Origin of the sequence: Streptococcus suis (genome assembly GCF_002960625.1) — a bacterium.
Classification (GTDB): Bacteria; Bacillota; Bacilli; order Lactobacillales; family Streptococcaceae; genus Streptococcus; species Streptococcus suis_T.
This window is the reverse complement of record NZ_POJH01000031.1, coordinates 94,154-119,660: the sequence shown is the minus strand read 5'-3', so window position 1 is coordinate 119,660 and position 25,507 is coordinate 94,154. Positions and strand designations below refer to the sequence as shown.

28 protein-coding genes and 2 pseudogenes are annotated in these 25,507 nt (G+C 42.9%); 26 read left to right on the top strand and 4 right to left on the bottom strand.

Features of this window, described 5'->3' with window-relative positions; genetic code table 11:
- Window positions 1–3: 3 nt before the first annotated feature.
- The 3 genes from tsaE to C1G49_RS07440 are packed head-to-tail and all read left to right on the top strand — an operon-like array spanning window position 4 to window position 2,193.
- Entirely contained in the window at window positions 4–444 is a 441-nt protein-coding gene (gene tsaE, locus C1G49_RS07450; protein ID WP_105125226.1) for a tRNA (adenosine(37)-N6)-threonylcarbamoyltransferase complex ATPase subunit type 1 TsaE, read from the top strand.
- On the top strand, window positions 437–961 hold the full coding sequence (locus C1G49_RS07445) for a GNAT family N-acetyltransferase (RefSeq protein WP_105125191.1): 525 nt from the start codon (window positions 437–439) through the stop codon (window positions 959–961). Before tsaE ends, C1G49_RS07445 begins: the two co-directional genes overlap by 8 nt.
- Window positions 961–2,193, top strand: a complete 1,233-nt coding sequence (locus C1G49_RS07440) for an LCP family protein (RefSeq protein ID WP_105125190.1) — start codon at window positions 961–963, stop codon at window positions 2,191–2,193. The genes C1G49_RS07445 and C1G49_RS07440 overlap by 1 nt, the downstream gene beginning before the upstream one ends.
- Before the next feature lie 43 nt (window positions 2,194–2,236).
- Here C1G49_RS07440 and C1G49_RS07435 read toward each other — a convergent pair whose 3' ends face one another.
- Window positions 2,237–2,530 (bottom strand): chemotaxis protein, encoded by a 294-nt coding sequence (locus C1G49_RS07435; RefSeq protein WP_105125189.1) that lies wholly within the window; start codon window positions 2,528–2,530, stop codon window positions 2,237–2,239.
- A 1-nt stretch (window position 2,531) separates the two neighbouring features.
- Entirely contained in the window at window positions 2,532–2,945 is a 414-nt protein-coding gene (locus C1G49_RS07430) for an HIT family protein (protein ID WP_105125188.1), read from the bottom strand.
- A gap of 61 nt (window positions 2,946–3,006) precedes the next feature.
- On the opposite strand from C1G49_RS07430, the gene C1G49_RS07425 reads away from it, so the two are divergent.
- From C1G49_RS07425 to C1G49_RS07370, 13 genes and pseudogenes are all read left to right on the top strand, one after another.
- The gene (locus C1G49_RS07425; RefSeq protein ID WP_105125187.1) at window positions 3,007–3,741 is read left to right on the top strand and encodes an ABC transporter ATP-binding protein; all 735 of its coding nucleotides are present in this window, start codon (window positions 3,007–3,009) and stop codon (window positions 3,739–3,741) included.
- Entirely contained in the window at window positions 3,738–4,775 is a 1,038-nt protein-coding gene (locus C1G49_RS07420; protein ID WP_105125186.1) for an ABC transporter permease, read from the top strand. Before C1G49_RS07425 ends, C1G49_RS07420 begins: the two co-directional genes overlap by 4 nt.
- 53 nt (window positions 4,776–4,828) lie before the next feature.
- Window positions 4,829–5,623 (top strand): cell cycle regulator CcrZ, encoded by a 795-nt coding sequence (ccrZ, locus tag C1G49_RS07415; RefSeq protein WP_105125185.1) that lies wholly within the window; start codon window positions 4,829–4,831, stop codon window positions 5,621–5,623.
- Window positions 5,620–6,255, top strand: coding sequence for a tRNA (guanosine(46)-N7)-methyltransferase TrmB (gene trmB / locus C1G49_RS07410; RefSeq protein WP_105125184.1), 636 nt, complete (start codon window positions 5,620–5,622; stop codon window positions 6,253–6,255). Before ccrZ ends, trmB begins: the two co-directional genes overlap by 4 nt.
- A gap of 214 nt (window positions 6,256–6,469) precedes the next feature.
- Window positions 6,470–6,940, top strand: a complete 471-nt coding sequence (gene rimP / locus C1G49_RS07405) for a ribosome maturation factor RimP (protein WP_105125183.1) — start codon at window positions 6,470–6,472, stop codon at window positions 6,938–6,940.
- Window positions 6,941–6,979: 39 nt separating this feature from the next.
- Window positions 6,980–8,134: a transcription termination factor NusA gene (nusA, locus tag C1G49_RS07400; protein ID WP_105125182.1), complete on the top strand. Its 1,155-nt coding sequence runs from the start codon at window positions 6,980–6,982 to the stop codon at window positions 8,132–8,134.
- A gap of 16 nt (window positions 8,135–8,150) precedes the next feature.
- Window positions 8,151–8,447 carry an RNase P modulator RnpM gene (rnpM, locus tag C1G49_RS07395; RefSeq protein WP_105125181.1) on the top strand — a complete coding sequence of 99 codons (297 nt, stop codon included), beginning with the start codon at window positions 8,151–8,153 and terminating at the stop codon, window positions 8,445–8,447.
- Entirely contained in the window at window positions 8,434–8,742 is a 309-nt protein-coding gene (locus tag C1G49_RS07390; protein ID WP_238594771.1) for a YlxQ-related RNA-binding protein, read from the top strand. Before rnpM ends, C1G49_RS07390 begins: the two co-directional genes overlap by 14 nt.
- 17 nt (window positions 8,743–8,759) lie before the next feature.
- Window positions 8,760–8,852 (top strand): annotated as a pseudogene (locus C1G49_RS11520) (translation initiation factor IF-2 N-terminal domain-containing protein); the annotation flags it as partial.
- 504 nt (window positions 8,853–9,356) lie between these two features.
- Window positions 9,357–11,558 (top strand): annotated as a pseudogene (infB, locus tag C1G49_RS07385) (translation initiation factor IF-2); the annotation flags it as partial.
- 127 nt (window positions 11,559–11,685) lie between these two features.
- Window positions 11,686–12,039: a 30S ribosome-binding factor RbfA gene (gene rbfA / locus C1G49_RS07380; protein WP_024379497.1), complete on the top strand. Its 354-nt coding sequence runs from the start codon at window positions 11,686–11,688 to the stop codon at window positions 12,037–12,039.
- Window positions 12,040–12,338: 299 nt separating this feature from the next.
- Window positions 12,339–13,016, top strand: a complete 678-nt coding sequence (locus C1G49_RS07375) for a colicin lysis protein (RefSeq protein ID WP_105125179.1) — start codon at window positions 12,339–12,341, stop codon at window positions 13,014–13,016.
- Window positions 13,017–13,180: 164 nt separating this feature from the next.
- Window positions 13,181–14,326: a carbohydrate-binding domain-containing protein gene (locus tag C1G49_RS07370; protein ID WP_105125178.1), complete on the top strand. Its 1,146-nt coding sequence runs from the start codon at window positions 13,181–13,183 to the stop codon at window positions 14,324–14,326.
- A gap of 42 nt (window positions 14,327–14,368) precedes the next feature.
- On the opposite strand, the gene C1G49_RS07365 is transcribed toward C1G49_RS07370, so the two are convergent.
- Complete coding sequence (locus C1G49_RS07365; RefSeq protein WP_105125177.1) at window positions 14,369–15,028, bottom strand: trimeric intracellular cation channel family protein; 660 nt, start codon at window positions 15,026–15,028, stop codon at window positions 14,369–14,371.
- A gap of 233 nt (window positions 15,029–15,261) precedes the next feature.
- Between C1G49_RS07365 and C1G49_RS07360 the strand changes: the two genes are divergently transcribed.
- The 10 genes from C1G49_RS07360 to rpsR all read left to right on the top strand — a co-directional run bounded on the left by C1G49_RS07360 (window position 15,262) and on the right by rpsR (window position 24,401).
- The gene (locus C1G49_RS07360; protein WP_002942391.1) at window positions 15,262–16,230 is read left to right on the top strand and encodes a thiamine pyrophosphate-dependent dehydrogenase E1 component subunit alpha; all 969 of its coding nucleotides are present in this window, start codon (window positions 15,262–15,264) and stop codon (window positions 16,228–16,230) included.
- 544 nt (window positions 16,231–16,774) lie between these two features.
- A complete protein-coding gene (locus C1G49_RS07355; RefSeq protein ID WP_105125176.1) occupies window positions 16,775–17,770 on the top strand; it encodes an alpha-ketoacid dehydrogenase subunit beta in 996 nt (331 codons plus the stop codon).
- A 217-nt stretch (window positions 17,771–17,987) separates the two neighbouring features.
- A complete protein-coding gene (locus C1G49_RS07350) occupies window positions 17,988–19,376 on the top strand; it encodes a dihydrolipoamide acetyltransferase (protein ID WP_105125225.1) in 1,389 nt (462 codons plus the stop codon).
- A 269-nt stretch (window positions 19,377–19,645) separates the two neighbouring features.
- Window positions 19,646–21,406 (top strand): dihydrolipoyl dehydrogenase, encoded by a 1,761-nt coding sequence (gene lpdA, locus C1G49_RS07345; RefSeq protein WP_099831571.1) that lies wholly within the window; start codon window positions 19,646–19,648, stop codon window positions 21,404–21,406.
- A gap of 95 nt (window positions 21,407–21,501) precedes the next feature.
- On the top strand, window positions 21,502–21,885 hold the full coding sequence (locus C1G49_RS07340; RefSeq protein WP_105095601.1) for a VOC family protein: 384 nt from the start codon (window positions 21,502–21,504) through the stop codon (window positions 21,883–21,885).
- Window positions 21,886–21,919: 34 nt separating this feature from the next.
- Window positions 21,920–22,096, top strand: a complete 177-nt coding sequence (locus C1G49_RS11515; RefSeq protein ID WP_419579754.1) for a hypothetical protein — start codon at window positions 21,920–21,922, stop codon at window positions 22,094–22,096.
- Window positions 22,097–22,172: 76 nt separating this feature from the next.
- A complete protein-coding gene (locus C1G49_RS07335; protein ID WP_044754143.1) occupies window positions 22,173–23,162 on the top strand; it encodes a lipoate--protein ligase in 990 nt (329 codons plus the stop codon).
- 171 nt (window positions 23,163–23,333) lie between these two features.
- The gene (gene rpsF / locus C1G49_RS07330; RefSeq protein WP_002942403.1) at window positions 23,334–23,624 is read left to right on the top strand and encodes a 30S ribosomal protein S6; all 291 of its coding nucleotides are present in this window, start codon (window positions 23,334–23,336) and stop codon (window positions 23,622–23,624) included.
- 11 nt (window positions 23,625–23,635) lie between these two features.
- A complete protein-coding gene (locus C1G49_RS07325) occupies window positions 23,636–24,130 on the top strand; it encodes a single-stranded DNA-binding protein (protein ID WP_105125175.1) in 495 nt (164 codons plus the stop codon).
- Window positions 24,131–24,161: 31 nt separating this feature from the next.
- Window positions 24,162–24,401 carry a 30S ribosomal protein S18 gene (rpsR, locus tag C1G49_RS07320; RefSeq protein WP_002939250.1) on the top strand — a complete coding sequence of 80 codons (240 nt, stop codon included), beginning with the start codon at window positions 24,162–24,164 and terminating at the stop codon, window positions 24,399–24,401.
- A gap of 438 nt (window positions 24,402–24,839) precedes the next feature.
- On the opposite strand, the gene C1G49_RS07315 is transcribed toward rpsR, so the two are convergent.
- Window positions 24,840–25,496, bottom strand: a complete 657-nt coding sequence (locus C1G49_RS07315; RefSeq protein ID WP_105125174.1) for a DUF1129 domain-containing protein — start codon at window positions 25,494–25,496, stop codon at window positions 24,840–24,842.
- Window positions 25,497–25,507 lie beyond the last annotated feature (11 nt).

Genomic DNA, 25,507 nt, shown 5'->3' with positions numbered 1-25,507 from the left:
AGTATGTATAGTCAAAATGAAAATGAATTGATTGCAATCGGTGAGCGAATTGGTAGGGCTTGTAAGGCCAATCAAGTGCTAGTCCTGTCGGGCGATTTAGGTGCAGGCAAGACCACTTTGACCAAGGGTTTGGCTAAGGGTTTGGATATTGACCAGATGATTAAAAGTCCGACCTATACTATTGTTCGAGAGTATGAAGGTCGAATGCCTCTCTATCACTTGGATGTCTATCGGATTGGTGACGATCCGGATTCTATTGATCTAGATGATTTTCTCTATGGTGGTGGTGTGACGGTTATCGAATGGGGAGAATTGTTGGATGCAAGCCTATTGGATGACTATTTGCTCGTTCGTATCGAAAAGGAAGAAGACGGTCGTCGTCTGACTTTTGAGGCTCATGGGTCTAAGAGTCAAAGGTTAGCTGAGGAAATACAGAATGACTGAAAAAGAAGTATATTTTAGCGAGGCTGAGCCAGCTGATGCGGTAGCCTTTATTGATTTTATGAACCAAGTGGCTAGCGAAACGGATTATCTGGTCATGGATGAATCAGGCTTTCGTTTTAGTCCGGAAGAGATGGAAAGAATATTTGAAGCTGGCATTGAAAATCCTGGTGAACTGTGTTTGCTGGCAAAAGTTGGTTCGGAGGTTATCGGTGCCATCTCAGTCAAGTCTTCTAAGCAGTTTCGGATCAGCCATATCGGAAATATTTTCATTGCGATAAAAAAAGATTACTGGGGACATGGCTTGGGGACCATTTTACTGGATGAGGTCATCGAGTGGGCTCAGGAAATGGACCTCCTCAAGCGTCTGGAATTAACTGTTCAGGTGCGCAATCAAGCGGCAGTCCACCTCTATCAGAAGATGGGCTTTGTGATTGAAGGGACCCAGGTGAGAGGGGCTAGAACAGATGAAGGGGAATGGCTTGACCTCTATTACATGGGCAGGCTGATTGGTGAATGATGACAATTGGAAAAAAAATAGTCTTAATGTCGTTGGCGATTATAGTTCTGACACTTGGAGCTGGATTTGCCTATGGGATTAGTTTATTAAACTTTTCGACAGATGCGATTTCAAAAACCTTTAGGCAGTTAGATGGAGAAGAGGAAATTACGCCTATCGATGCAACGGAGCCTCTTACCATTCTTTTGATGGGGGTGGATATGGACCAGGCTACTCGTGGTGGCGTTTGGGAGGAAGGTCGAAGTGACTCCATGATTTTGGTGACGGTCAATCCCAAAACTAAGGAAACCACGATGATGAGTTTGACACGTGACATCATGGTGGAGATCGCTGAAGCCAATGGAGAATCAACAGGAACGGTAGAAAAACTTAACCACTCCTATAGCTACGGGCAGGCTCCTATGGCTATTGCTACCATTGAAAAAATGATGGACATCAACATTGATCGTTACATTGAAATCAATATGGACGGTCTAGTCGAGCTAGTTGATGCAGTAGGTGGGATTGAAGTTAATAACACATTAGGCTTCCCAATTTCTATTTCAGAATATGAACCCGCTTATACATCCATTGTTCCAACTGGTAAACGTCTGGTAAATGGGGACCAGGCTCTGGTCTATGCTCGCATGCGTTACGACGATCCAGAAGGAGATATTGGTCGCCAACGTCGTCAGCGTGAGGTTATTACTGCTATTGTCAAGAAACTCTTGCAACTAGATGGTTTTACTCAATACAAGAAGATTTTAACAGCTATTTCCAACAATATGCGGACCAATATTGAAATTAGCACAGTAACCATTCCAGAGTTGTTGGGCTATAAGGATTCGATCAAGAATTTGCATTCCTATCAATTGAGGGGGCTGGATGAGCTAGTTGAGGAGGTTTACTACCAGTTGCCTCCGACCCAGCATTTATTGGAAATGCAAAATGTCTTGAGAACTTCTATTGGTTTGGACGCTAAGACAGATCTTACAACCAATGTCAAGGTATATGAGGGACAGGTCGGTCTGCCTAGCACCATCGATGTGTATAATGCTTATACCGAACTTTTGGAGATTGAAGCAGATCCGTTGGCGGAAGCGGTTGATATTGAGGCTTTTACAGGGACATCTGCCAGCGATTTGCCAGAAGGGACTGCAAGTTCGCCAAACCTACCATCAAATTCTTCTGAACTAGAAGGAACTGAAACGACTGAAGTTGGAATAGAAACACAAACAGAAGAAGGACAATAAAAAATGAGGTTGGATTTCCAATCTCATTTTCTTTGTCCTAACTTTAGTCTTCTTTTTTATATTTTGCCATTACTTTCTGGATTTCTTCCAGATTTCCTGTAATACTTTGCTGATAGACGCGGCTTTTGTACTGTAAATCATTTGCTAGACTTTCTAGTGGCTCTTTGAAATTTTGGATGATGGCAAGTTGTTCCTGGATATTGGCTTTGCTTGTTTCCATATCAGTCATAATTTGCTTGGTATCCTTGACTTCTTTGGCAATTTTTTCTCGGTTGGATATGGCCAGAAAGGTAGCACTAGCAGCAGATAGGGCTAAGAGGAGGTTGCGAAGTTTCATCTTATTCTCCTAGATAGACTTCTTGAGCCAAATTGGCTAGGGCAGGAAAATCAGGTTCATTGACCTTAAATTGAATATCCAGACCATCGTTCTGGTCAAAGCGAGGCAGGAGGTGGATATGGGTGTGAAAAACGGTTTGTCCAGCTGCTTCTTCATTGTTGTTGACAATATTTAAACCGCTAGCGCCCAATTTTTCCTTCAATTGACGGGCAATAGCTGGAACGGCAGTAAAGAGTTGTCCAGCTGCCTCGGCGTCCATATCTAAGACATTACGATAGTGTTTTTTTGGAATGACTAGGGTATGTCCCTTGGTGACCTGAGTAATGTCTAAAAAGGCAAGAACTTGGTCATCTTCATAGACCTTGGAAGCTGGGATTTCTCCAGCTATAATTTTACAAAAGATACAATCTGACATAATACGCCCTCTTTCTAGGATTTCTGTTATAATAATTATATCAAATTATAGGAATAAATGTATGTTAGAAGTTAAAAATGTCACAGGGGGCTATGTCAATATCCCTGTCTTGAAAGATGTTACCTTCACGGTTGAAAATGGTCAATTGGTTGGCTTGATTGGTCTAAATGGTGCTGGGAAATCAACCACTATCAAGGAAATTATCGGTCTATTGACGCCCTATCAAGGTCAGATTTTGATTGATGGCCAAGGGCTAGCTCAGGTTCCTGAAATTTATCGGAAGAAGATTGGTTTTATCCCTGAAACACCTAGTTTATACGAGGAGTTGACGCTAAAAGAGCACTTGGAAGTGGTGGCAATGGCTTACGATTTGCCATGGGAAGCTGCTTGGGAGAGTGCAGAGAGATTGCTGAAAATCTTTCGTTTGGATGAGAAATTAGATTGGTATCCGGTCAACTTTTCCAAGGGCATGAAGCAAAAGGTCATGATTATCTGTGCCTTCCTGGTAGAGCCGAGCTTGTTAATCGTTGATGAGCCATTTTTGGGTTTGGACCCAGTTGCCATTGCAGATTTGATTGCTCTCTTGGAAGAGGAAAAGGCAAAGGGGACTTCTATCCTCATGTCCACTCACGTTTTGGACTCGGCGGAAAAAATGTGTGATTCTTTTGTGATTTTGCACCAAGGACAGGTGCGAGCGACAGGGAATTTGGCAGACTTGCAGAGCCAATTTGGCATGGCAGGTGCTAGTCTGAATGATATTTACCTAGCCTTGACCCAAGAAGGAGCAGTTGGATGAAAGGATTGTTCCAAAAACGCAGACGTGATTTTCTAGAACGGTGTTCCAAGTACCTGCGCTATGTTCTGAATGACCATTTTGTCTTGGTTCTCATGGTCTTTTTGGGCTTCTTGAGTTTGCAGTATCGACAACTCTTGATAGCTTTTCCTGAAAATACCTGGCCCATTATTCTGATTGTTCTTGCCATCAGTTTCTTGATTTTGTTTTCAGGTAGAATGGCGACTTATTTGGAAGAAGCTGACCAGATTTTCCTATTAACTAGGGAGAAGGAAGTCTTGGAAGAATTGGTAGCTGCAAGTCGTCGTTCTTATCTGCTATGGTCTGGCTTGCAGGTCTTGCTCCAGCTTCTGCTCTTACCCATTTATCTGAAGCTGGGTTTGGAAATCTGGATGGTGGTTGTTTATATAGTGGTCTTGCTTGTTGCCAAGTATTTTCTAGTAAAATACCAGCTAGCAACCTACCAGCAACAAGGTGTTTTGAACTGGTCAACAGCCATTCAGGATGAGCAGAAGAGAAAGCAAACTATCCTGCGCTTCTTTGCTCTTTTTACGACCGTTAAAGGAATTAGTGCGACCGTCAAGCCAAGAAGGTATTTGGATGGCATCTTGCGTTTGCTTCATTCTCGCCAAACCTGGTTCTATCTCTACTTGAGGGCTTTTTTACGGGCAGGAGATTATTTGGGTCTGACCCTGCGTTTAGTCTTTTTGGCCCTTTTATCCTTGATTGCTATTGAAGAGGCTTGGCTCTCTCTTGGTTTGGTATTGGTCTTTCATTATCTGCTCCTCTTTCAGCTGTTGGGGCTCTATAAGCACTATGATTACCAGTACCTAACTCAGCTTTATCCTTTGGATATAAAAGCTAAAGTGAAAGATTTTCAGCACTTGCTTCGGGTTATTTTATATGGGCTCTTAGTCGTGGAAACGGTAGTCGCTCTGCTATTTATCCAAGAAAAAATCATGGTAGTCATTTTACCAATCGTATCTATTTTTCTACATGAAGTTTATTTGCCGATAAAATTGAAAAAAATTGATTGACTAAATAGCTGAAAATTAGTAAAATAGTAGGGAATTTTTAAAGGAGGTAAGGCATGCAGTTTGATACCAGTGGGCTACAGTTACAGTCTATTGCAGGAAATAGTGGCAAAGCGTTTAAGGGCCTACGGTCAGACGGAACGCAAGTCTTTGTAAAGTATGAAATGCCTCCTATCGTGTCTGCACTGGCTCGCGAACAAATTACACCGCCTGTTTTGTCGGCAAATCGGGAGGTAGGAATGGGTCACCGTGTGGAGCAGGAATGGCTCAATGGTCGTACCTTGGAGCGTCAGGATATGACCAGTAAGCAGGTTCGCCAAATTTTAGTGCGGATGCATTTTTCGCGCATCTTGCTCAATCAGGCCTTGCAAATGAATTATACCTATCTAGAGCCTAAGGATTTGGTCCGTCGTTGGCAGGATGAAGTACCACCTATTTTACTTCAAAATTCTTACTTACAATCGGTCTGTCAGGATTTATTAAATACTCTTCCAAGATTTCGTCAGGAGCTAGCAACCTTTGTGCATGGTGATTTGCACCATAGCAACTGGGTTGAAACAACTTCAGGTTTCATTTATTTGACGGACTGGGAAACAGCCTGTGTGACCGATCGTATGGTCGATGTGGCCTATATTTTGACCCACTATATTCCACGTCAGGCTTGGGAAGAGTGGCTTCGTGCTTATGGCTACAAGTATAATCAAACCGTTTTGAATAAGATTTATTGGTATGGTCAATTGGCCTACCTCAATCAAATTGCCAAGCATGTTGAAAGTTACAACACCTTGGCAGCTAATAGAGAAATTTACGCTCTGCGTCAATTCCGTCAGAGTTTTTATAGGGAAGTATGAGAGTTAGAAATCGTAAGGGAGCCAGTGAGCTCCTAGCAAATAATCCCCAGTATGTCATCTCCAATCCAGAGGAGTGTAAGGGGAAATGGGCTGAAATTTTCGGGAATGATAATCCCATTCATATTGAGGTTGGGTCTGGTAAAGGTCGATTTGTGACAGGCATGGCAGCACAAAATCCGGATATTAACTACATCGGTATTGATATTCAGATGACGGTTTTGAGTTATGCCTTGGACCGAGTGCTTGAAGCAGGTCTACCAAACATTAAACTCTTGCAGGTTGATGGATCTAGCTTGACCAACTATTTTGCCCCAGCGGAAATTGATCAGCTCTATCTAAATTTTTCTGATCCATGGCCAAAGAAACGCCATGAAAAACGCCGGTTGACTTATAAGTCTTTCTTGGATACCTACAAGGAAATTTTGCCTGAGAATGGGGAAATTCATTTTAAAACGGATAACCGTGGTTTGTTTGAATACAGTTTGGCTAGTTTTTCCCAATATGGTATGGTCTTGAAGCAGGTCTGGTTAGACCTTCATGCAGATGGCTTGGAAGGTAATGTCATGACGGAGTACGAGGAGAAATTCTCAAACAAGGGTCAGGTCATCTATCGTGTGGAAGCAAGATTTTAGTGAGAATAGTAAATAAGGAATCCATTTGGGCTCCTTATTTTTATATAAAGAACCAGGTAACGTTTACAATTTCGATCCTTATCGTTTTCCTTTACAGGTGTTCGAAATTGTGGTAGAATACAGAGTAGAAATAAAGAGAAAAGGGGGTTGACGTCAGTCAACCCTTTCCCTGTATGCAAATTGTTGCAGATTAGAATTGTAAAAGGAGGTGCCTATGTCATCAATTGTTGATTTAGTCACGGCTACCATTGCACCAGCTATCCAGGCTCCCTATGAGTTGGTAGATGTAGAATATGGCAAAATGGGTGGTGACTATGTCCTGTCTATTTTCATTGATAAGGAAGGGGGGATTTCCCTTCAAGATACGGCAGATTTATCAGAAGTCATTAGTCCACTCTTGGACACCATTCATCCGGATCCTTTCCCAGAGCAGTATATGCTTGAGGTAACCAGTCCAGGTCTGGAACGTCCCTTGAAGACAGCAGATGCAGTTGCCCAGGCTGTTGGGAAGTACATCCATGTCAAGCTCTATCAGGCTATTGACAAGGTTAAGGTTTTTGAAGGAACTCTTCTGTCTTTCGATGGTACAGATTTGGTCATGGAGTACATGGACAAGACCCGTAAAAAAGAAGTGACCATTCCATATTCGACAGTAGCTAAGGCACGTTTGGCCGTTAAAATTTAAGTGTAAGAAAGGACCTTTTGACATCAAAAGGAAATCAAAATGAGTAGAGAAATGCTAGAAGCCTTCCGTATTTTAGAGGAAGACATGGGTATTAACAAGGCGGATATTATTGATGCAGTGACAGAATCACTTCGTTCTGCTTATAAGCGCCGCTATGGACAAGCTGAGTCAGCAGTTATCGAGTTTGACGAGAAGAAGGCTGATTTCCACGTATATACTGTCCGTGAAGTAGTGGATGAGGTCTTTGATAGCCGTTTGGAAATCAGCCTCAAGGATGCCTTGGCCATCTCAACTGCTTATGAAATGGGTGATAAAATCAAATTCCCAGAAGATCCGGCAGAATTTGGTCGCGTAGCTGCCCAATCAGCTAAGCAAACCATCATGGAAAAAATGCGCAAGCAAAAGCGTGCCATTACCTTTAATACCTACAAGCAACATGAGAATGAAATCATGTCTGGTACGGTTGAGCGTTTTGACAATCGTTTCATCTATGTCAATCTTGGGACCATTGAAGCTCAGCTGTCCAAACAGGATCAAATTCCTGGCGAGGTTTTCCAATCACATGACCGTATCGAAGTCTATGTTTACAAGGTTGAAGACAACGGCCGTGGGGTGAATGTATTTGTCAGCCGTAGCCATCCAGAGATGATCAAACGCCTCATGGAACAGGAAATTCCTGAAGTTTATGATGGAACGGTTGAAATCATGAGCGTGGCCCGTGAAGCTGGAGACCGTACGAAAGTGGCTGTTCGTAGTCACAATCCGAACGTGGATGCTATTGGTACTATTGTTGGTCGTGGTGGTTCAAATATCAAGAAAATCACCAGCAAGTTCCATCCAGCTCGTTACGATGCTAAAAATGACCGCATGATTCCGACTGAGGAAAATATTGATGTCATCGAGTGGGTAGCAGATGAAGCGGAATTTATCTACAATGCTCTTGCTCCTGCAGAAGTTGACCAAGTATTGTTTGATACAGAAGATGGCAAGCATGCTACTGTTGTTGTGCCAGATGATAAATTGTCCTTGGCAATCGGTCGTCGTGGTCAAAACGTTCGTTTAGCAGCCCATTTGACAGGCTTCCGTATCGACATCAAGTCTGCTTCCGAATATGAGGCATTTGAGGCGGCTCAATATGCAACAGAAGAGCTTGTAGAAGAAGTCGCGGAAGAATTTACAGAAGAACAAGAATAGAACAAAAGGAGCAACCATGGCAAAAGCTAGAAAAATACCCTTGCGCAAGTCTGTGGTGTCCGGTGAAATCATCGACAAACGGGATTTGCTCCGTATTGTAAAAAATAAAGAAGGTCAAGTATTTATCGATCCAACAGGCAAGGCCAATGGGCGAGGAGCCTATATCAAGCTAGATAATGCTGAAGCTACTCAAGCTAAAAAACGTCGTGTCTTCGATCGTTCCTTTAGTATGGAAGTGGCTGAAGAGTTCTACGATGAATTGATTGCCTATGTTGATCACAAGGTCAAGAGGAGAGAACTTGGACTGGAATAAGAAACAGAAAATCTTAAATTTATTGGGATTAGCCCAGCGAGCAGGTCGCTTGGTTTCAGGTGAGGACCTGGTTGTTGAAGCTATTCAAAAAGGACAGGCAAAATTGGTTTATTTAGCTAATGATGCTGCTGGAAATTTAAGTAAAAAAGTAACAGATAAAAGTCATACCTATCAAGTAGAAGTTGTAACAGTGTTTTCAACACTGGAATTGAGTGCAGCTGTCGGCAAGGCTAGGAAAGTTCTTGCAGTGACAGACGCTGGATTTACAAAGAAGATGAGGTCTATTATGGAATAGAACAGGAGGACAAGGCATTGTCTAAGAAGAGATTGAATGAAATTGCCCGAGAATTAGGCGTAAGCAGCAAGGAAGTTGTTGCTAAGGCGCAGGAATTGGGTTTTGAAGTCAAAAGTCATGCTTCAAGCGTAGATGAAGCAAGTGCTAAACGTTTGGCTGACAGCTTTACTAAGAAAGCAGAAGCTCAAAAACCAGTAGAGAAAGTCCAGTCTGTTGAGAAACCGACTGAAAGCAAGGCTCCAGTAGCAAAGCAAGAAGCACCTGCTCCAGCTACCAAGGAAGAACCGAAGGCAGTTGCTCCAGCAGCACCTCACCGCCCTCAGAGCCGTAACTTTAAGGCAGAACGTGAAGCGCGTGCCAAGGAACAAGCAGCTAAGCGAGCTCAGGGTAAAGGTGGACAAAATAAACAAGGTCAAGACCGTCGTGACAACCGTCAGCAAGGCCAAGGCCGTCCAAGTAATGAACGCAATGAGCGTCGTGATAACAGACGTGAGCAGGGTTCAGACAAGCGTAAGGACAATCGTTTTGGTGACCGCCGTGACAATCGTGACAACCGTCGTCAAGACAACCGTTCTACTCAATCAGCACGCTTTGAGCAAAAAGAAGTTGCAAAACCAGCAACACCGAAGATTGACTTCAAAGCGCGTGCAGCAGCCTTAAAAGCAGAGCAAAATGCAGAATATGCTCGTACCAGCGAAGAACGGTTCCGTCAGGCTCAGGAGGCTAAAAAGCAACCGAAAAAGCCTAAGGAAATCAAGTTCGAAGAACCGGTGATTGAAAGCAAGCCATTTGTCAAACCAACACCAGTCGCAGCGGTGCCTGAGAAGGTTGCAGAAAGTGCTCTAGATACCCGTCGTAAAAAACAAGCTCGACCAGATAAGAAACGTGACTTCAATAGTGACGAAGAAGATGGTCCACGGAAACAACAAAGAAATCGAAATAGTCAAAATCAAGTGAGAAATCAAAGAAATAGTAACTGGAATAACAACAAGAAAAACAAAAAAGGCAAGAGTAACCAACCTGTCAAGCCAGCAACTGAACGCAAGTTCCATGAATTGCCAACAGAATTTGAATACACAGCTGGCATGACCGTTGCGGAAATTGCAAAACGGATCAAACGTGAGCCTGCTGAAATCGTGAAGAAACTCTTCCTCATGGGTGTCATGGCAACTCAGAACCAATCTCTAGATGGCGACACCATCGAACTCCTTATGGTTGATTATGGAATTGAGGCCAAGGAAAAGGTTGAGGTTGATAACGCAGATATCGAACGTTTCTTTGTAGAAGAGGGCTACCTCAATGAAGAGGAAATGGTAGAGCGTCCACCTGTTGTGACGATCATGGGACACGTTGACCACGGTAAGACAACCCTTTTGGATACCCTTCGTAATTCTCGTGTTGCAACAGGCGAAGCGGGAGGTATCACTCAGCATATCGGTGCCTATCAAATCGAAGAAAACGGCAAGAAAATTACCTTCTTGGATACGCCTGGACACGCGGCCTTTACATCTATGCGTGCTCGTGGTGCCTCTGTTACCGACTTGACCATCTTGGTCGTTGCAGCAGATGATGGTGTTATGCCACAGACCATTGAGGCAATCAACCACTCCAAAGCTGCCAATGTTCCAATCATCGTTGCCATCAACAAGATTGACAAGCCAGGTGCCAACCCAGAACGTGTCATCGGTGAATTGGCTGAGCACGGCGTTATCTCAACTGCCTGGGGCGGTGAGTCTGAATTTGTAGAAATCTCAGCTAAGTTTAACCAAAACATTGATGAATTGTTGGAAACTGTTCTTTTGGTTGCTGAAATCCAAGAACTGAAGGCAGACCCAACTGTACGTGCTATTGGTACGGTTATCGAAGCGCATTTGGACAAAGGAAAAGGTGCTGTTGCGACCCTTCTTGTTCAACAAGGTACCTTGAATGTTCAAGACCCAATCGTTGTAGGAAATACCTTCGGTCGTGTTCGTGCTATGACCAATGACCTTGGTCGTCGTGTCAAGGTGGCTGGACCATCTACACCGGTTTCGATCACTGGTTTGAACGAAACGCCAATGGCTGGCGATCATTTCGCTGTCTATGAAGATGAGAAATCTGCGCGTGCAGCTGGTGAAGAGCGTGCCAAGCGTGCCCTTCTCAAACAACGTCAAGCAACCCAACGTGTCAGCCTTGAAAACCTCTTTGATACCCTTAAAGCAGGTGAAGTTAAGTCTGTCAACGTCATTATCAAGGCCGATGTACAAGGTTCTGTAGAGGCCCTTGCAACCTCTCTTCAGAAAATCGAAGTGGAAGGCGTGCGCGTCAATATCGTTCACTCTGCAGTAGGTGCCATCAACGAGTCTGATATTACACTTGCAGAAGCATCCAATGCCCTCGTAATTGGTTTCAACGTACGTCCAACTGCTGAGGCTCGTAGTCAAGCAGAAGCAGATGATGTAGAAGTTCGCCTCCACAGTATCATCTATAAGGTCATTGAAGAGATGGAAGATGCCATGAAAGGGATGTTGGATCCTGAGTTTGAAGAAAAAATCATCGGGGAAGCGATTATCCGTGAAACCTTCAAGGTATCTAAAGTCGGCACGATCGGTGGTTTCATGGTCGTACGTGGTAAGGTTACCCGTGACTCAAGTGTCCGTGTTATCCGTGACGGTGTTGTTATCTTCGACGGTAAATTGGGCAGCTTGAAGCGTTACAAGGATGATGTGAAAGAAGTCGGCAATGCCCAAGAAGGTGGTTTGATGATTGAAAACTACAACGACATCCGTGTAGATGATACCATCGAAGCCTACATCATGGAAGAAATTAAGAAATAAGTGCTTTTTAAAAAGCAAAAGTAAGGGTGTCAAGGGAACTGAGATATTTGTTCTACCGAAGTCCTCTTATGAAACAATGTTAAGCTGAGGAAACTCAGCTTTTCTATCATCTAAGAAAGGAATGACTATGGCAAACCATTTTCGAACAGACCGTGTGGGTATGGAAATCAAGCGCGAAGTCAATGAGATTTTGCAAAAGAAAGTTCGCGATCCCCGTGTACAAGGAGTGACCATCACTGATGTGCAGATGGTCGGCGATTTGTCCATGGCCAAGGTTTACTATACCATTATGAGTAACCTGGCTTCTGACAATCAGAAAGCCCAAACGGGTCTTGAAAAAGCAACAGGAACCATTAAGAGAGAACTAGGTCGCAAGCTGACCCTCTATAAAATTCCTGATTTGGTCTTTGAAAAAGACCAATCCATTGAGTATGGCAACAAAATTGACCAAATGTTGCGTGCCCTTGAGCAAAAAGATTAAGATAGGAAAGTCGGATGGCAACATTCGGCTTTTTATGTTTGAAAGTTTTTGTGTAGCCTGCTCAAACTATTTTGGAAATAGGGAAATGGAGTTATTCATACATCTAAGTATCTTCCCTTAGTTTTTTCATATACTATTTCCTTGTCTAACCAGTTGTGTCTGCTATCGTTGCCTAGTAGTAAAAGACCTTAATAAAAATGAACGGCAGGACTACAAATATGGTATAATGATATCGTATCGATGTCTGTTATGCTAAAAATTTTTTATTTGCTGTAACCGAATTTCAAAAGGAGAATATCATGAAAACATATTTGACTAGGTTGTTGCTTCTTTCTACTGTATGTTTGCTGGTAGCATGTCAAGGCGGTCAGGTGCCAAAAGTGAGTAGTCCTAGCTCTACTTCCTCTAATCAGATTGCGACCAGTTCTAGCCCATCATCTTCTATAGCCACTTCCTCTAGTTCAAGTGAGCAAGAGATTTCGACGACTGAGATAAGCGTGCCAATTGCCTACCAATCTATTCTCGAGCGCTACAAGGATAGTCTAGGCCAGACCGCTGAAGCTCTTTCTCAAGATGAAGTTAGCAGTCATCTAACTTTGTTGACAAATCAAACTTATGACTATAGCGGACTATTTTATAGTTTGTATGATATCAATCATGATGGAGCAGAGGAGCTGCTCTTGGCTTTTGACAAGTCAGGAGAGTATGTCTTAATTGATCTTTATACTCAGCTTGCTGGTGAAGACTTGCGCTTGGTGGACAATTTCCGAAACATTGGGTTTGAGATTGGTCCAGATGCTCGCCTCTATCCCTTGCAGGATGGGACTTATCTTTTTGAAGCAGAGGGTGTTTTCCGAATCTATCAGTATCAGGCTATGATTCCAGGATTGAAGAGAATTTCAGAGGATACTAGCAGGCCGGAAACTGCTGCTTTGCTTGATTTGACAAGCTTAACTTGGACCAAATTGGAAAAATAATAGCATTCAGGGCTGGATTACCAGTCCTTTTTGCTGATTTTCTGAAAAAATACTTTAAGTTTTCTTTTGGCTATCTTTAATCTTTCTTTTAGGAATGTGGAGTAAACTAAGAGCATATCAGGAAGGCAAGCGAACTTCCTAAAGAAAGAAAAGGAATTTACATTATGAAAACAAATCTTAAAAAACTTCTTTACTCTGGCGTAACTCTTATGAGTTTAGGTGTCTTGGCTGCTTGTTCGACAGCTTCCAGTTCGACAACAACATCAAGTTCAGCAACGACTAGTCAAACAAATGTCGCTTCAACCACAAGCAACGGAAACTCATCGACTTCGAGTACTTCTTCAATTGACTGGTCAGCCCTTCCAACAAAAGAAGTAACACTCTCAAATGATGGTTTGAACATTACAGAAGGTGGTACATATATCCTGACCGGGTCAACTACCGCAGGTGTGACAGTTGAAACAGATGCCAATGTCCGTATCGTTTTAGCAGGTGCAGAAATCTCAAGTTCAGATACTGCTGCTATCAATGTCATTCAGGCTGGTAATGTTGAATTGGAAATCAAAGACGGAACTAGTAATACTGTAAAAGATACTAGCAACCACTCAGATACAAACATTGAAGGTGCTATCCATGTTGAAGCAGATTTGACTATTACTGGTAATGGAAATCTAACAGTTGAAGCAAACTTCCAAGACGGTATTGTTTCAACGGATGACATGGTTGTTAATGCTGGCAATATCAAAGTAACAGCAGTCGATGACGGTATTCGAGGGAAAGATTCGATGACTGTCAATGGTGGTGTCATTGATGTAACTGCAGGTGGTGATGGTATCAAGTCAACAAATGACACGGATACAACAAAAGGTTATACAACGATTACTGGTGGTGCTATCACTGTGAAGGCAGGTGATGATGCCATCAAAGCAGAAACCGCACTGACAATTGATGGAGGCACGATTACTGTTCCAGAATCAGCAGAAGCTATGGAAGGAACGAATATTACCATCAATGGTGGTACATTAGATGTCTACGGTTCAGATGATGCTATCAACGCGGCAAGTACAATTTCATCAGACATCTTTATCAAAGTGACTGGTGGTGATTTGAAAGTTGCAGTAGGTAGTGGAGATACTGATGCTTTTGATGCCAATGGTGATATCTATGTATCAGGTGGTACTATTGATGTGACAGCTCCAACCTCAGCCTTTGACTTTGATGGAACTGCTGAATTGACAGGTGGTACAGTAACTGTTAATGGCCAACAAATTAGCCAGATTGTAGCAACTGGTCCTGGCGGTGGCTGGTAAAAAACTGAATGTAGGATAAGAAAAAGGTCTGAGTTGAGCAACTCAGACCTTTCGTTTTCTATCCATATTTGGGAGGTTAATCTTATATTTGATGACCAAGAGTCGAATAATCAGACTGATGGAAAAAATACTAATGAAAACGGGAATTTGCGGTAATTGCCAATCGACAATACAAAGGTGGTAGAGAAGACCGGAAAAGAAGGCTAGCACAGCATAAACATCTTCCTTCAGAACGATGGGCGTTTCATTAACCAGTAAATCGCGGGCAATACCGCCACCAACACCTGTTAGAGCGGCCAAGATGCCAGTTGTCATGGCGTTTAGTTGAAGGTCAACTCCAGTATTGGCACCGATAAGGGCAAAGATGGCTAGTCCGATGGCATCAAAGACCAGATTGGTCTGGGAAAGTAAAATAATCATTTTTTTATCCAGTGGCTGGTCTTGCTTCATATTGATGACAATCACATACATGATAATGGCTACACCGATAGAAAGGTAGATAGCCTTGGGGTCTGTTAAGGCAGCTGGGATATGATTGGCCATGGTATCACGAATGATACCACCGCCCACAGCTGTGATGATACTGAGTAGACAGATACCAAAAATATCTAGTTTCTTATTGAATCCCTTAACAGCACCTGAAACAGCGAAAGCGATTGTACCGATATAGTTGCAAATGATAAGAAATAAATCAAATTCCATAGGCACCTCCATCTATATAATAACAAAAAGAAAAAGGGCTGACAAGTCTGTCCAAAAGTTTGTGAAATAAAAAACAAACGAAAAAACAAAAAGTGAAGCAGTAGTAAAAAATAGCAGGAAAATCAGTGTTTTCACGAAATTTTCAGTAAATAAGAAAACGGTTCAAATACTTGCCATTTGTGAAATATTGGTCTATCATAGTACAGAAAGAGAAAAAACCTTTGGAGGAAATTATGGTATCTATCTCAAAAGAACAACACTTGGATATGTTCCTAAAAATGCAACAAATCCGTGATGTTGACATGAAATTGAACAAATTGGTGCGTCGTGGCTTCGTACAAGGTATGACTCACTTCTCAGTTGGTGAAGAAGCTGCGGCCGTTGGACCAATCGCTGGTTTGACAGAGCAAGACATCATCTTCTCACACCACCGTGGTCATGGTCACGTTATTGCAAAAGGTATTGATATCAACGGTATGATGGCAGAGCTTGCTGGTAAAGCAACAGGTACATCAAAAGGCCGTGGTGGTTCTATGCACTTGGCTAACGTTGAAAAAGGAAACTTTGGTTCAAACGGTATCGTAGGTGGTGGTTATGCCCTTGCAGTAGGTGCGGCCCTTACTCAACAATACCTTGGTACAGATAATATCGTTATTGCCTTCTCAGGTGACTCAGCGACAAACGAAGGTTCATTCCACGAATCAATGAACTTGGCAGCTGTTTGGAATTTGCCAGTTATCTTCTTTATCACCAACAACCGTTACGGTATTTCAACTGACATTTCTTATTCTACTAAGATTCCTCACCTCTACCAACGTGCTGCTGCATACGGAATGCCAGGTCACTATGTGGAAGATGGAAACGACGTGATTGCCGTTTATGAGAAAATGCAAGAAGTTATCGAATACGTTCGTGCAGGTAACGGTCCAGCCATGGTCGAAGTTGAATCATACCGCTGGTTTGGTCACTCAACTGCTGACGCAGGTGTTTACCGTACAAAAGAAGAAGTAAACGAGTGGAAAGCAAAAGACCCACTTAAGAAATACCGCAAATACTTGACAGAGAACAAGATTGCGACTGACGAAGAATTGGATGCCATCGAAGCACAAGTTGCAGAACAAGTAGAAGCATCTGTGAAATTCGCACAAGAAAGCCCAGATCCAGACATCTCAGTAGCTTACGAAGACGTGTTTGTAGATTAAGTAACGAGAACGTTAAAAGGACACAGCGAAAATAGGAAATCAGCCAAGGAAATTGGGATTTCCTGCTGATTTATCTTTTTCGCACAGTCCTTAGTTCGAGTACAATTCTAAGTTGTGAGGTCGTCTAAAAAACGACTGAAAATAGGGAACTGACACAGTGTGCTTGCACACAAGGAAGTTCGCACCTAAAGGTAGCCACATCCGTAATTCAGCTGAAACGGTTGCGTCTCTTTTTTCCGAGTTTTTAGACCGAACACGATTGTAACGTAAGAAGTTTGACTAAGCTCTAAAGAGCAAGTCAAACTAGGGTAGCTCACCAAGGTGGACTACCTACTTACCTCACTAACTTCGCCTATTCAGCAATATCGGCTGAATAGTCTTCGTGTCGTAAGTGACGTGATCAGTTTGACTAAGTTCTAAAGAGCAAGTCAAACTCTAGGGTAGCTCGAGTAGCTATGACGTTTGATTACAATGAAGTAATTGATTGTTTTCTATATTTTACTTGTTACAGTAAAGATAAATTGATATAAATTAGGAGTAAAAAATGGCTGAAACAAAAGTAATGGCCTTGCGTGAAGCGATTAACTTGGCTCAAAGCGAAGAAATGCGTAAGGATGAAAAAGTATTCTTGATGGGTGAAGACGTCGGTATCTACGGCGGAGACTTCGGTACATCTGTTGGTATGTTGGACGAATTTGGTCCAAAACGCGTTCGCGACACACCTATCTCTGAGGCTGCAATCGCTGGTTCTGCGGTTGGTGCGGCTCAAACCGGCCTTCGTCCAATCGTTGACTTGACTTTCATGGACTTCGTGACAATTGCCCTTGATGCCATTGTTAACCAAGCTGCCAAAACTAACTACATGTTTGGTGGTGGTTTGAAGACACCTGTAACCTTCCGTGTGGCTTCAGGTTCTGGTATCGGTTCTGCTGCCCAGCACTCACAATCTCTTGAAGCTTGGTTGACGCATATTCCAGGTATCAAGGTGGTTGCACCAGGTACAGCTAACGATGCAAAAGGTCTTTTGAAATCATCTATCCTTGACAACAACCCAGTTATCTTCTTGGAGCCAAAAGCTCTTTACGGTAAAAAAGAAGAAGTTAACTTGGACCCAGATTTCTACATTCCACTTGGTAAGGGTGAAATCAAACGTGAAGGTACTGATGTAACCATTATTTCATACGGTCGTATGTTGGAACGTGCCTTGAAAGCTGCTGAAGAAGTAGCTGCAGAAGGCATCAGCGTAGAAGTAGTTGACCCACGTACCCTTATCCCATTGGATAAAGAATTGATCATCGAATCTGTGAAGAAAACTGGTAAGGTTATCTTGGTTAACGATGCTTACAAAACAGGTGGTTTCATCGGTGAAATCGCATCAATCATCACAGAAAGCGAAGCCTTTGACTACTTGGATGCACCAATCATCCGTATCGCTTCAGACGATGTACCAGTTCCTTACGCAAACATTCTTGAAAACGCAGTATTGCCAAACGTAGAGAAAATCAAAACGGCAATCTATAAGCAAGTAAACAAGGGTTAAGAATCATGAAAGGACGGGCAACCGTCCTAGCCCTGTTTGAAAGAGTGTAGCCAGCATTTGACCTGACTTGATGAAACGGTCTGATTTATTGGTTACGTAAGAAACTGAAAGAAAGGAATTGAACCCGTCCGGAAAACTCGGAAAAAAGATAATTCGCTACGAAAATGAGGATTTTCTATTTTTCAATCGTTTTCTGTTCGGACTTGGTATCTTAAAAATGGCTATTGAAATCATTATGCCTAAGCTCGGTGTGGACATGCAAGAAGGTGAAATCATCGAGTGGAAAAAACAAGAGGGCGATTTCGTCAACGAAGGCGATGTCATCTTGGAAATGATGTCTGACAAGACCAGCATGGAGCTGGAAGCAGAAGAGTCAGGCGTCCTATTGAAAATTGTTCATGGAAACGGTGCTACCGTCCCTGTTACCGAAGTCATTGCTTACTTGGGTGCTGAAGGCGAAACGGTTGAAGCAGGAGCTTCATCTGCACCTGCTGTTGAACCAGCAGCGGCTATTGAAGAAGTACCTGCAGGTCGCACGCCTGTTATTGTTGCTCCTGCAGCTGCTGCCAAACCACAAGGTGGTGGCAAGGTTCGTGCTACTCCAGCAGCGCGTAAATTGGCGCGTGAGCTTGGAATTGACTTGGGTCTTGTACCAGGAACTGGTGCAAATGGCCGTGTCCACAAGGCTGACGTTGAAGACTTCAAGGGAGCAGCTCCAAAAGCAACTCCGCTTGCAGCCCGTATTGCAGCAGACCAAGGTGTTGACCTGTCAACCCTTACTGGTTCAGGTGTCAATGGTAAGATTGTCAAGGACGACGTTCTTGCAGTACTTGCTCCTGCAGCTGTAGAAACTGCTGCTCCAGCACCGAAAGCTGAAGAGAAACCAGCTAAAGAATTGCCAGAAGGCGTTGAAATCATCAAGATGAGCCCAATGCGTAAGGCTATTTCAAAAGGTATGGTCAACTCTTACTTGACAGCTCCAACCTTTACGCTTAACTACGATATCGACATGACCAACCTCATGGCACTTCGTAAGCAAGTCCTTGAGCCAATCATGAACAAGACTGGTTTGAAAGTAACATTTACTGACTTGATCGGTCTTGCAGTGGTTCGTACATTGATGAAGGAAGAACACCGCTATATGAATGCATCTTTGATTAACGATGCTCAAGAAATCGAGTTGCACAAGTTTGTCAACCTCGGTATCGCGGTAGGTTTGGATGAAGGCTTGGTGGTGCCAGTTGTTCATGGTGCAGATAAGATGAGCTTGTCTGACTTCGTGGTGGCTTCAAAAGATGTCATCAAGAAGGCTCAATCTGGTAAGTTGAAGGGTGCGGAAATGTCAGGTTCTACCTTCTCTATCACCAACTTGGGTATGTTCGGTACTAAGACCTTCAACCCTATCATCAACCAACCAAACTCAGCCATCCTTGGTGTTGCAGCTACTGTTCAAACACCAGTTGTTATTGACGGTGAGATCAAGATCCGTCCAATCATGGCGCTCTGCTTGACCATTGACCACCGTATTGTTGATGGTATGAATGGTGCTAAGTTCATGGTTGACTTGAAGAACTTGTTGGAAAACCCATTGGAATTGTTGATCTGAGATAAGATGCAAAAGGCGTTAAGAAAACCGTATGAAAATAGGAAATCAACGATGTGCCTTGAGGCACGAGGCGATTTATCTTTTTCAATAGGTTTTTAGCCTGTGCTCAATTTGGTAAAGAGAAAAAATAAAGAAAGGATGTAGAACGAGTTCGTGACATTTGAACACGAACTAAATGCTTCGGAATTTAGATAGTCCGCCTCGGATGCAAGCATCCTACGTTGGACTCCTAAAATTCTGTCGCATTTGACGTTCTTTGTATCATAACTATGGCAATTGAAATTATTATGCCTAAACTTGGTGTAGATATGCAAGAAGGCGAAATCATCGAGTGGAAAAAACAAGAAGGTGATTTTGTCAACGAAGGCGATGTTATCTTGGAGATGATGTCAGACAAGACAAGCATGGAATTGGAAGCAGAAGAGTCAGGTGTTCTTTTGAAAATCGTTCACGGTAACGGTGCAACTGTTCCTGTAACAGAAGTCATTGCTTACCTTGGTGCAGAAGGCGAATCAGTAGAAGTTGGTGCTGCACCTGCTCCAGCTGAGGTTGCTCAAGCAACTGCTGACTTGAAAGCAGCTGGTTTGGAAGTACCTGCAGCTCCTGCAGCAGCTCCACAAGCTCCTAAGGCTGAATTGGCAGCTGACGAGTATGACATGGTTGTTGTCGGTGGTGGTCCTGCTGGTTACTACGCTGCCATTCGCGGTGCTCAATTAGGCGGTAAAATCGCTATCGTTGAGAAATCAGAATTTGGTGGTACCTGCTTGAACAAGGGATGTATCCCAACGAAGACCTACCTCAAAAATGCTGAAATCCTTGACGGCTTGAAGATTGCTGCTGAGCGTGGTATCAACCTTGCTTCAACAAACTACACCGTTGATATGGATAAGACAGTTGACTTCAAGAACAAGGTTGTGAAGACACTGACTGGTGGCGTTCAAGGTCTCTTGAAAGCTAACAAGGTAACGATCTTCAACGGCCTTGGTCAAGTAAACCCTGACAAGACTGTTGTTATCGGCGACAAGGTCATCAAAGGTCGTAGCATCGTTCTTGCAACAGGTTCGAAAGTATCACGCATCAACATCCCAGGTATTGATTCTAAGCTGGTATTGACTTCTGATGATATCCTTGACTTGCGTGAAATTCCAAAGTCACTCACTGTTATGGGTGGTGGCGTAGTCGGTGTGGAACTTGGTTTGGTTTACGCATCATACGGCACAGAAGTAACAGTTGTTGAGATGGCTGACCGTATCATTCCAGGTATGGACCGCGAAGTGTCTGTCGAATTGCAAAAAGTCCTTTCTAAGAAAGGTATGAAATTCTTGACCTCAGTTGGGGTATCTGAAATCGTTGAAGCTAATAACCAATTGACCATCAAGTTGAACGACGGCTCAGAAATCGTTTCTGAAAAAGCCCTTCTTTCAATCGGTCGTGTACCACAATTGGCTGGTCTTGAAAATCTTAACCTTGAACTAGACCGCGGTCGTATCAAGGTTAACGAATACCAAGAAACATCTATCCCAGGTATCTACGCACCAGGTGATGTCAACGGTACTAAGATGTTGGCTCACGCTGCTTACCGTATGGGTGAAGTGGCAGCTGAAAATGCCATCCATGGCAACCACCACAAGGCTAAATTGGACTTCACACCAGCAGCGGTTTACACACACCCAGAAATCGCTATGGTTGGTTTGACAGAAGACCAAGCTATCGAGAAATATGGTAAAGAAAACATCCTTATCGGTCGCAACAGCTTTACTGGTAATGGTCGTGCCATCGCTTCTAACGAAGCACATGGTTTCGTAAAAGTTATCGCTGATAAGAAATACCATGAAATCCTTGGTGTTCACATCATCGGTCCAGTTGCGGCTGAAATGATCAACGAAGCAGCAACCATCATGGAATCTGAGTTGACAGTTGACGACGTGGCAGCATCAATCCACGGTCACCCAACCTTCTCAGAAGTGATGTACGAAGCCTTCCTTGATGTGCTTGGTGTTGCGATCCACAACCCACCAAAGCGGAAATAATCGGATGAATAAAACAGTCATCGCCAGCAATGGTAAAGACGTAGAATAAGAAAAACGGCAGTGTGCCGTTTTTCTTTAAGGGAGGATAAAATCGAATGAAAATTGAACATCTTGCTATCTATGCTCAAGACCTAGAAGGAATGCGGAATTTCTTTGAAACTTATTTCGGTGCAAAGTCCAATCAACTCTATCACAATACAAAAACAAGTTTTAAATCCTATTTCCTGACTTTTGAAGATGGAGCTCGTCTTGAAATTATGACTAGAGATGATGTGGTGGACAAGCCTAGCCAGCTCAATCACTTGGGGCTGATTCATCTAGCCTTTAGTTTGGGAAGTGAAGAAGCGGTGAATGAATTGACTGAGCAATTGGTCGCAGCGGGTTATCAGCTTCTCAGTGGCCCACGAGTTACTGGAGATGGTTACTATGAATCTTGTATTCTAGGTTTTGAGGATATCCAAATTGAATTAACAGTGTGAAACAGGGAGATAGGATAGCGAAACAATTTACTTATTGTTTCACGGTGAAGCCTTCTTTGATACTCAAAAACGAGTACAAGGGAGGGTCGATTCTCCTTTGAGTGAAAAAAGAACAGAGCAGGCGTATGTATATAAACTACGCCAAGAACCTCATTCCTTTGTTATAAAACAGCTATCGCTACAAACGGAGCTGATGTGGAATAATGTTTGAAAGACAGGTCTTCGGACTTGTCTTTTGTTATCGTTTCCACTATAATAAAAATTAGTTAACAATAAAGGAGTTTTGCATGAAATACATTGTAAACAACAGCAATGACCCAGCTTATAACATTGCGCTTGAAGCTTATGCATTCAAGGAATTAACAGATATCGACGAGATTTTTATTCTCTGGATCAATGAGCCTGCCATCATTATCGGTAAGCACCAGAATGCCATTGAAGAAATCAACAAGGAATTCACAGACGAAAAAGGCATCCATGTGGTTCGCCGTCTGTCAGGTGGTGGCGCAGTTTACCATGACCTCAACAACCTCAATTACACCATTATCTCCAATAAGGCAGATGAGGGAGCTTTTGATTTCAAAACCTTCTCCAAGCCTGTCATTGATACCCTTGCAACACTGGGTGTAGAAGCTAACTTCACTGGTCGTAATGACCTGGAAATCGACGGCAAGAAAATCTGTGGTAATGCGCAAGCCTACGCAAAAGGTCGTATGATGCACCACGGTTGCTTGCTCTTTGATGTGGATATGTCGGTCTTGGCAAGTGCCCTCAAGGTCAGCAAAGATAAGATTGAGTCTAAAGGCGTCAAGTCAGTCCGTGCCCGCGTGACCAATATCAACAACGAATTACCAGAGAAGATGACCGTTCTGGAGTTCAAGGACGCCATCCTCAACCAAATGAAGCAAGAATACCCAGACATGGATGAGTATGTCTTGTCAGAAGATGACTTGGCTCGTATCCAAGAAATCCGTGACAGCCAGTTTGCGACTTGGGATTGGACCTACGGTCAAACACCAGAATACACAGTGGAGCGTAGCGTTCGTTACCCGGCTGGTAAAATCACAACCTACATCAAGGCTGAAAAATCAGTCATCGAATCTATCAAGATTTACGGAGATTTCTTCGGAATTGGTGATGTATCGGACATCGAAGACTTGTTGGTCGGTACTCGTTACGAGTATGCAGATGTGCTTGCAAAATTGCAAGAAATCGACACAGCTCACTATTTCTCTCGCATGACAACAGAAGAAGTAGCAAAAGCGATTGTGGCATAATCTATTTGGCTGTCCATGAACTTGGATAGTCTTTTCTTTTGTGAAATTGTTTTCAGTAAGCCCTTTTCACTTGCACATTTTCTATATTATGGTATAATTATTTTCTGTGAGTATCCCTCACTTACTCGTGGCTAGACCATGAGTCATTAGACCAAAAGGAGGAACATATCAATGGCTAAATACGAAATTCTTTATATTATTCGTCCAAACATTGAAGAAGAAGCTAAAAACGCTTTGGTAGCACGCTTTGACTCTATCTTGACTGACAACGGTGCAACAATCGTTGAATCAAAAGCATGGGAAAAACGTCGCCTTGCATACGAAATCAAAGATTTCCGCGAAGGTTTGTACCACATCGTTAACGTTGAAGCAAACAACGATGAAGCTCTTAAAGAGTTTGACCGTTTGTCAAAAATCAACGGCGACATTCTTCGTCACATGATTGTCAAACTTGACGCGTAAGAAGGTAGATTATGATAAATAATGTAGTATTGGTTGGTCGTATGACCCGTGATGCAGAACTTCGTTATACTCCGTCTAACCAGGCTGTTGCGACTTTTACTCTGGCAGTTAACCGCAATTTTAAAAATCAAAACGGTGAGCGTGAAACGGATTTTATCAACGTAGTCATTTGGCGTCAACAAGCTGAGAATTTGGCGAATTGGGCTAAGAAAGGTGCTCTGATTGGTGTTACTGGTCGTATTCAGACTCGTAGCTATGATAACCAGCAGGGACAGCGTGTCTACGTGACTGAGGTGCTTGCGGATAGTTTCCAACTCTTGGAAAGCCGTACTGCTCGTGAAGGTCAAGGTGGTGCTTATTCAGCAGGTAATTCATTTGCCGCTGGGAATGACTATAACTCACCTTATCAAGCACCTGCACAATCTACACCTAACTTCGCTAGAGAAGAAAGTCCATTTGGAGCTAGTAATCCAATGGATATATCAGACGATGACCTACCATTCTAGGTCTGAAATAATAATATAAAGGAGAACACACATGGCTCAACAACGTCGTGGCGGTTTCAAACGCCGTAAAAAAGTTGACTATATCGCAGCTAACAAAATTGAATATGTTGATTACAAAGATACTGAGCTTCTTAGCCGTTTCATTTCTGAACGTGGAAAAATCCTTCCACGCCGTGTAACTGGAACTTCAGCTAAAAACCAACGTAAAGTAACAACAGCTATCAAACGTGCTCGCGTAATGGCATTGCTACCATTCGTAAACGAAGATTAAAAAAATCGCCCTGTGTGGCGATTTTTTCTTGCGCTCTAGAAATGCAAAAAGCGCAATAACAGTATGGACTGTTTTTTCATGAGCTCGGAAATTAGAAGGCGAATTAAGTCCTTGAATGGACTGTTTTTTCACGAACTTGAAAATGAGAAAGCGCATCAAGACCCTGACGGGTCTTTTTAGCTTGCACCCTAGAAACTGGAAAGGCGTAACGGCGAGAGTGGACCATTTTTTCTTGCGCTCTAGAAATGTGAAAAGCGCAATAACAGTATGGACTGTTTTTCACGAACTTGAAAAGAAGCAAGTGAAGAATATTATCTATCCAGTCTGTTTCAGCTGATTATACAGGCTTATGTCAATGAATAGCATTTCCAGGTGTCTTGATAGCTGGACTGTATAGATGGATAAAAGCGACTGGAATATTCCAATCGCTTTGTTTTATTATTGAACTGGTGACATGGCATTGCGGATATTGTATTTCTTTTTCAAGAAGTAGCGAGCTCCGAAAGCTGCAGCTCCAATAAGAATGGTAACAAGTGGAGGCAAGACAGGGTTTAGGCTAGTAGGGATTAGTGCTGCCAAGAGGAAGACAAGTGACCACGCCAGCGTAGCAAGACCAAGGAAGAGGACTGCTTTCAGTAATTTAGGACGTTGACCAGTTTTGATTTGTTCTCTGTAAACGAAGTGGTACATGAAGTACATACCTGCTCCGACACCAAAGCCAATGACCAATAGAGTGAACAAGCCATACTGGGCACCTTGTCCCAATAAGTTCATCAATCCATTGATACCTGCAATAATAGCAAGCATGAAGAGACTAGAATCCAGCCACATCAACCAAGGATTTTCGTTGTATTCTACCTGGTCTTTTTTCTCTTGTTCAGAAATAGTTTTGCTGGCCGCCCATTCACTCGGTGCTCCATAGAGATTGCGAGCTGTTACGCCAGTTTTTTGTTTCTCGATAATAGTCGGCAAGATTTCTTCCAGCAGTTCCTTAATTTCGCTATCAGACTTACCATCTTTGATAAGCTGGTTGGTTGCGATGTGGATGAATTCCTGGTTTTTCTTGGTTAATTCTTTAAATTCTGTAAATGACATTGTAATCTCCT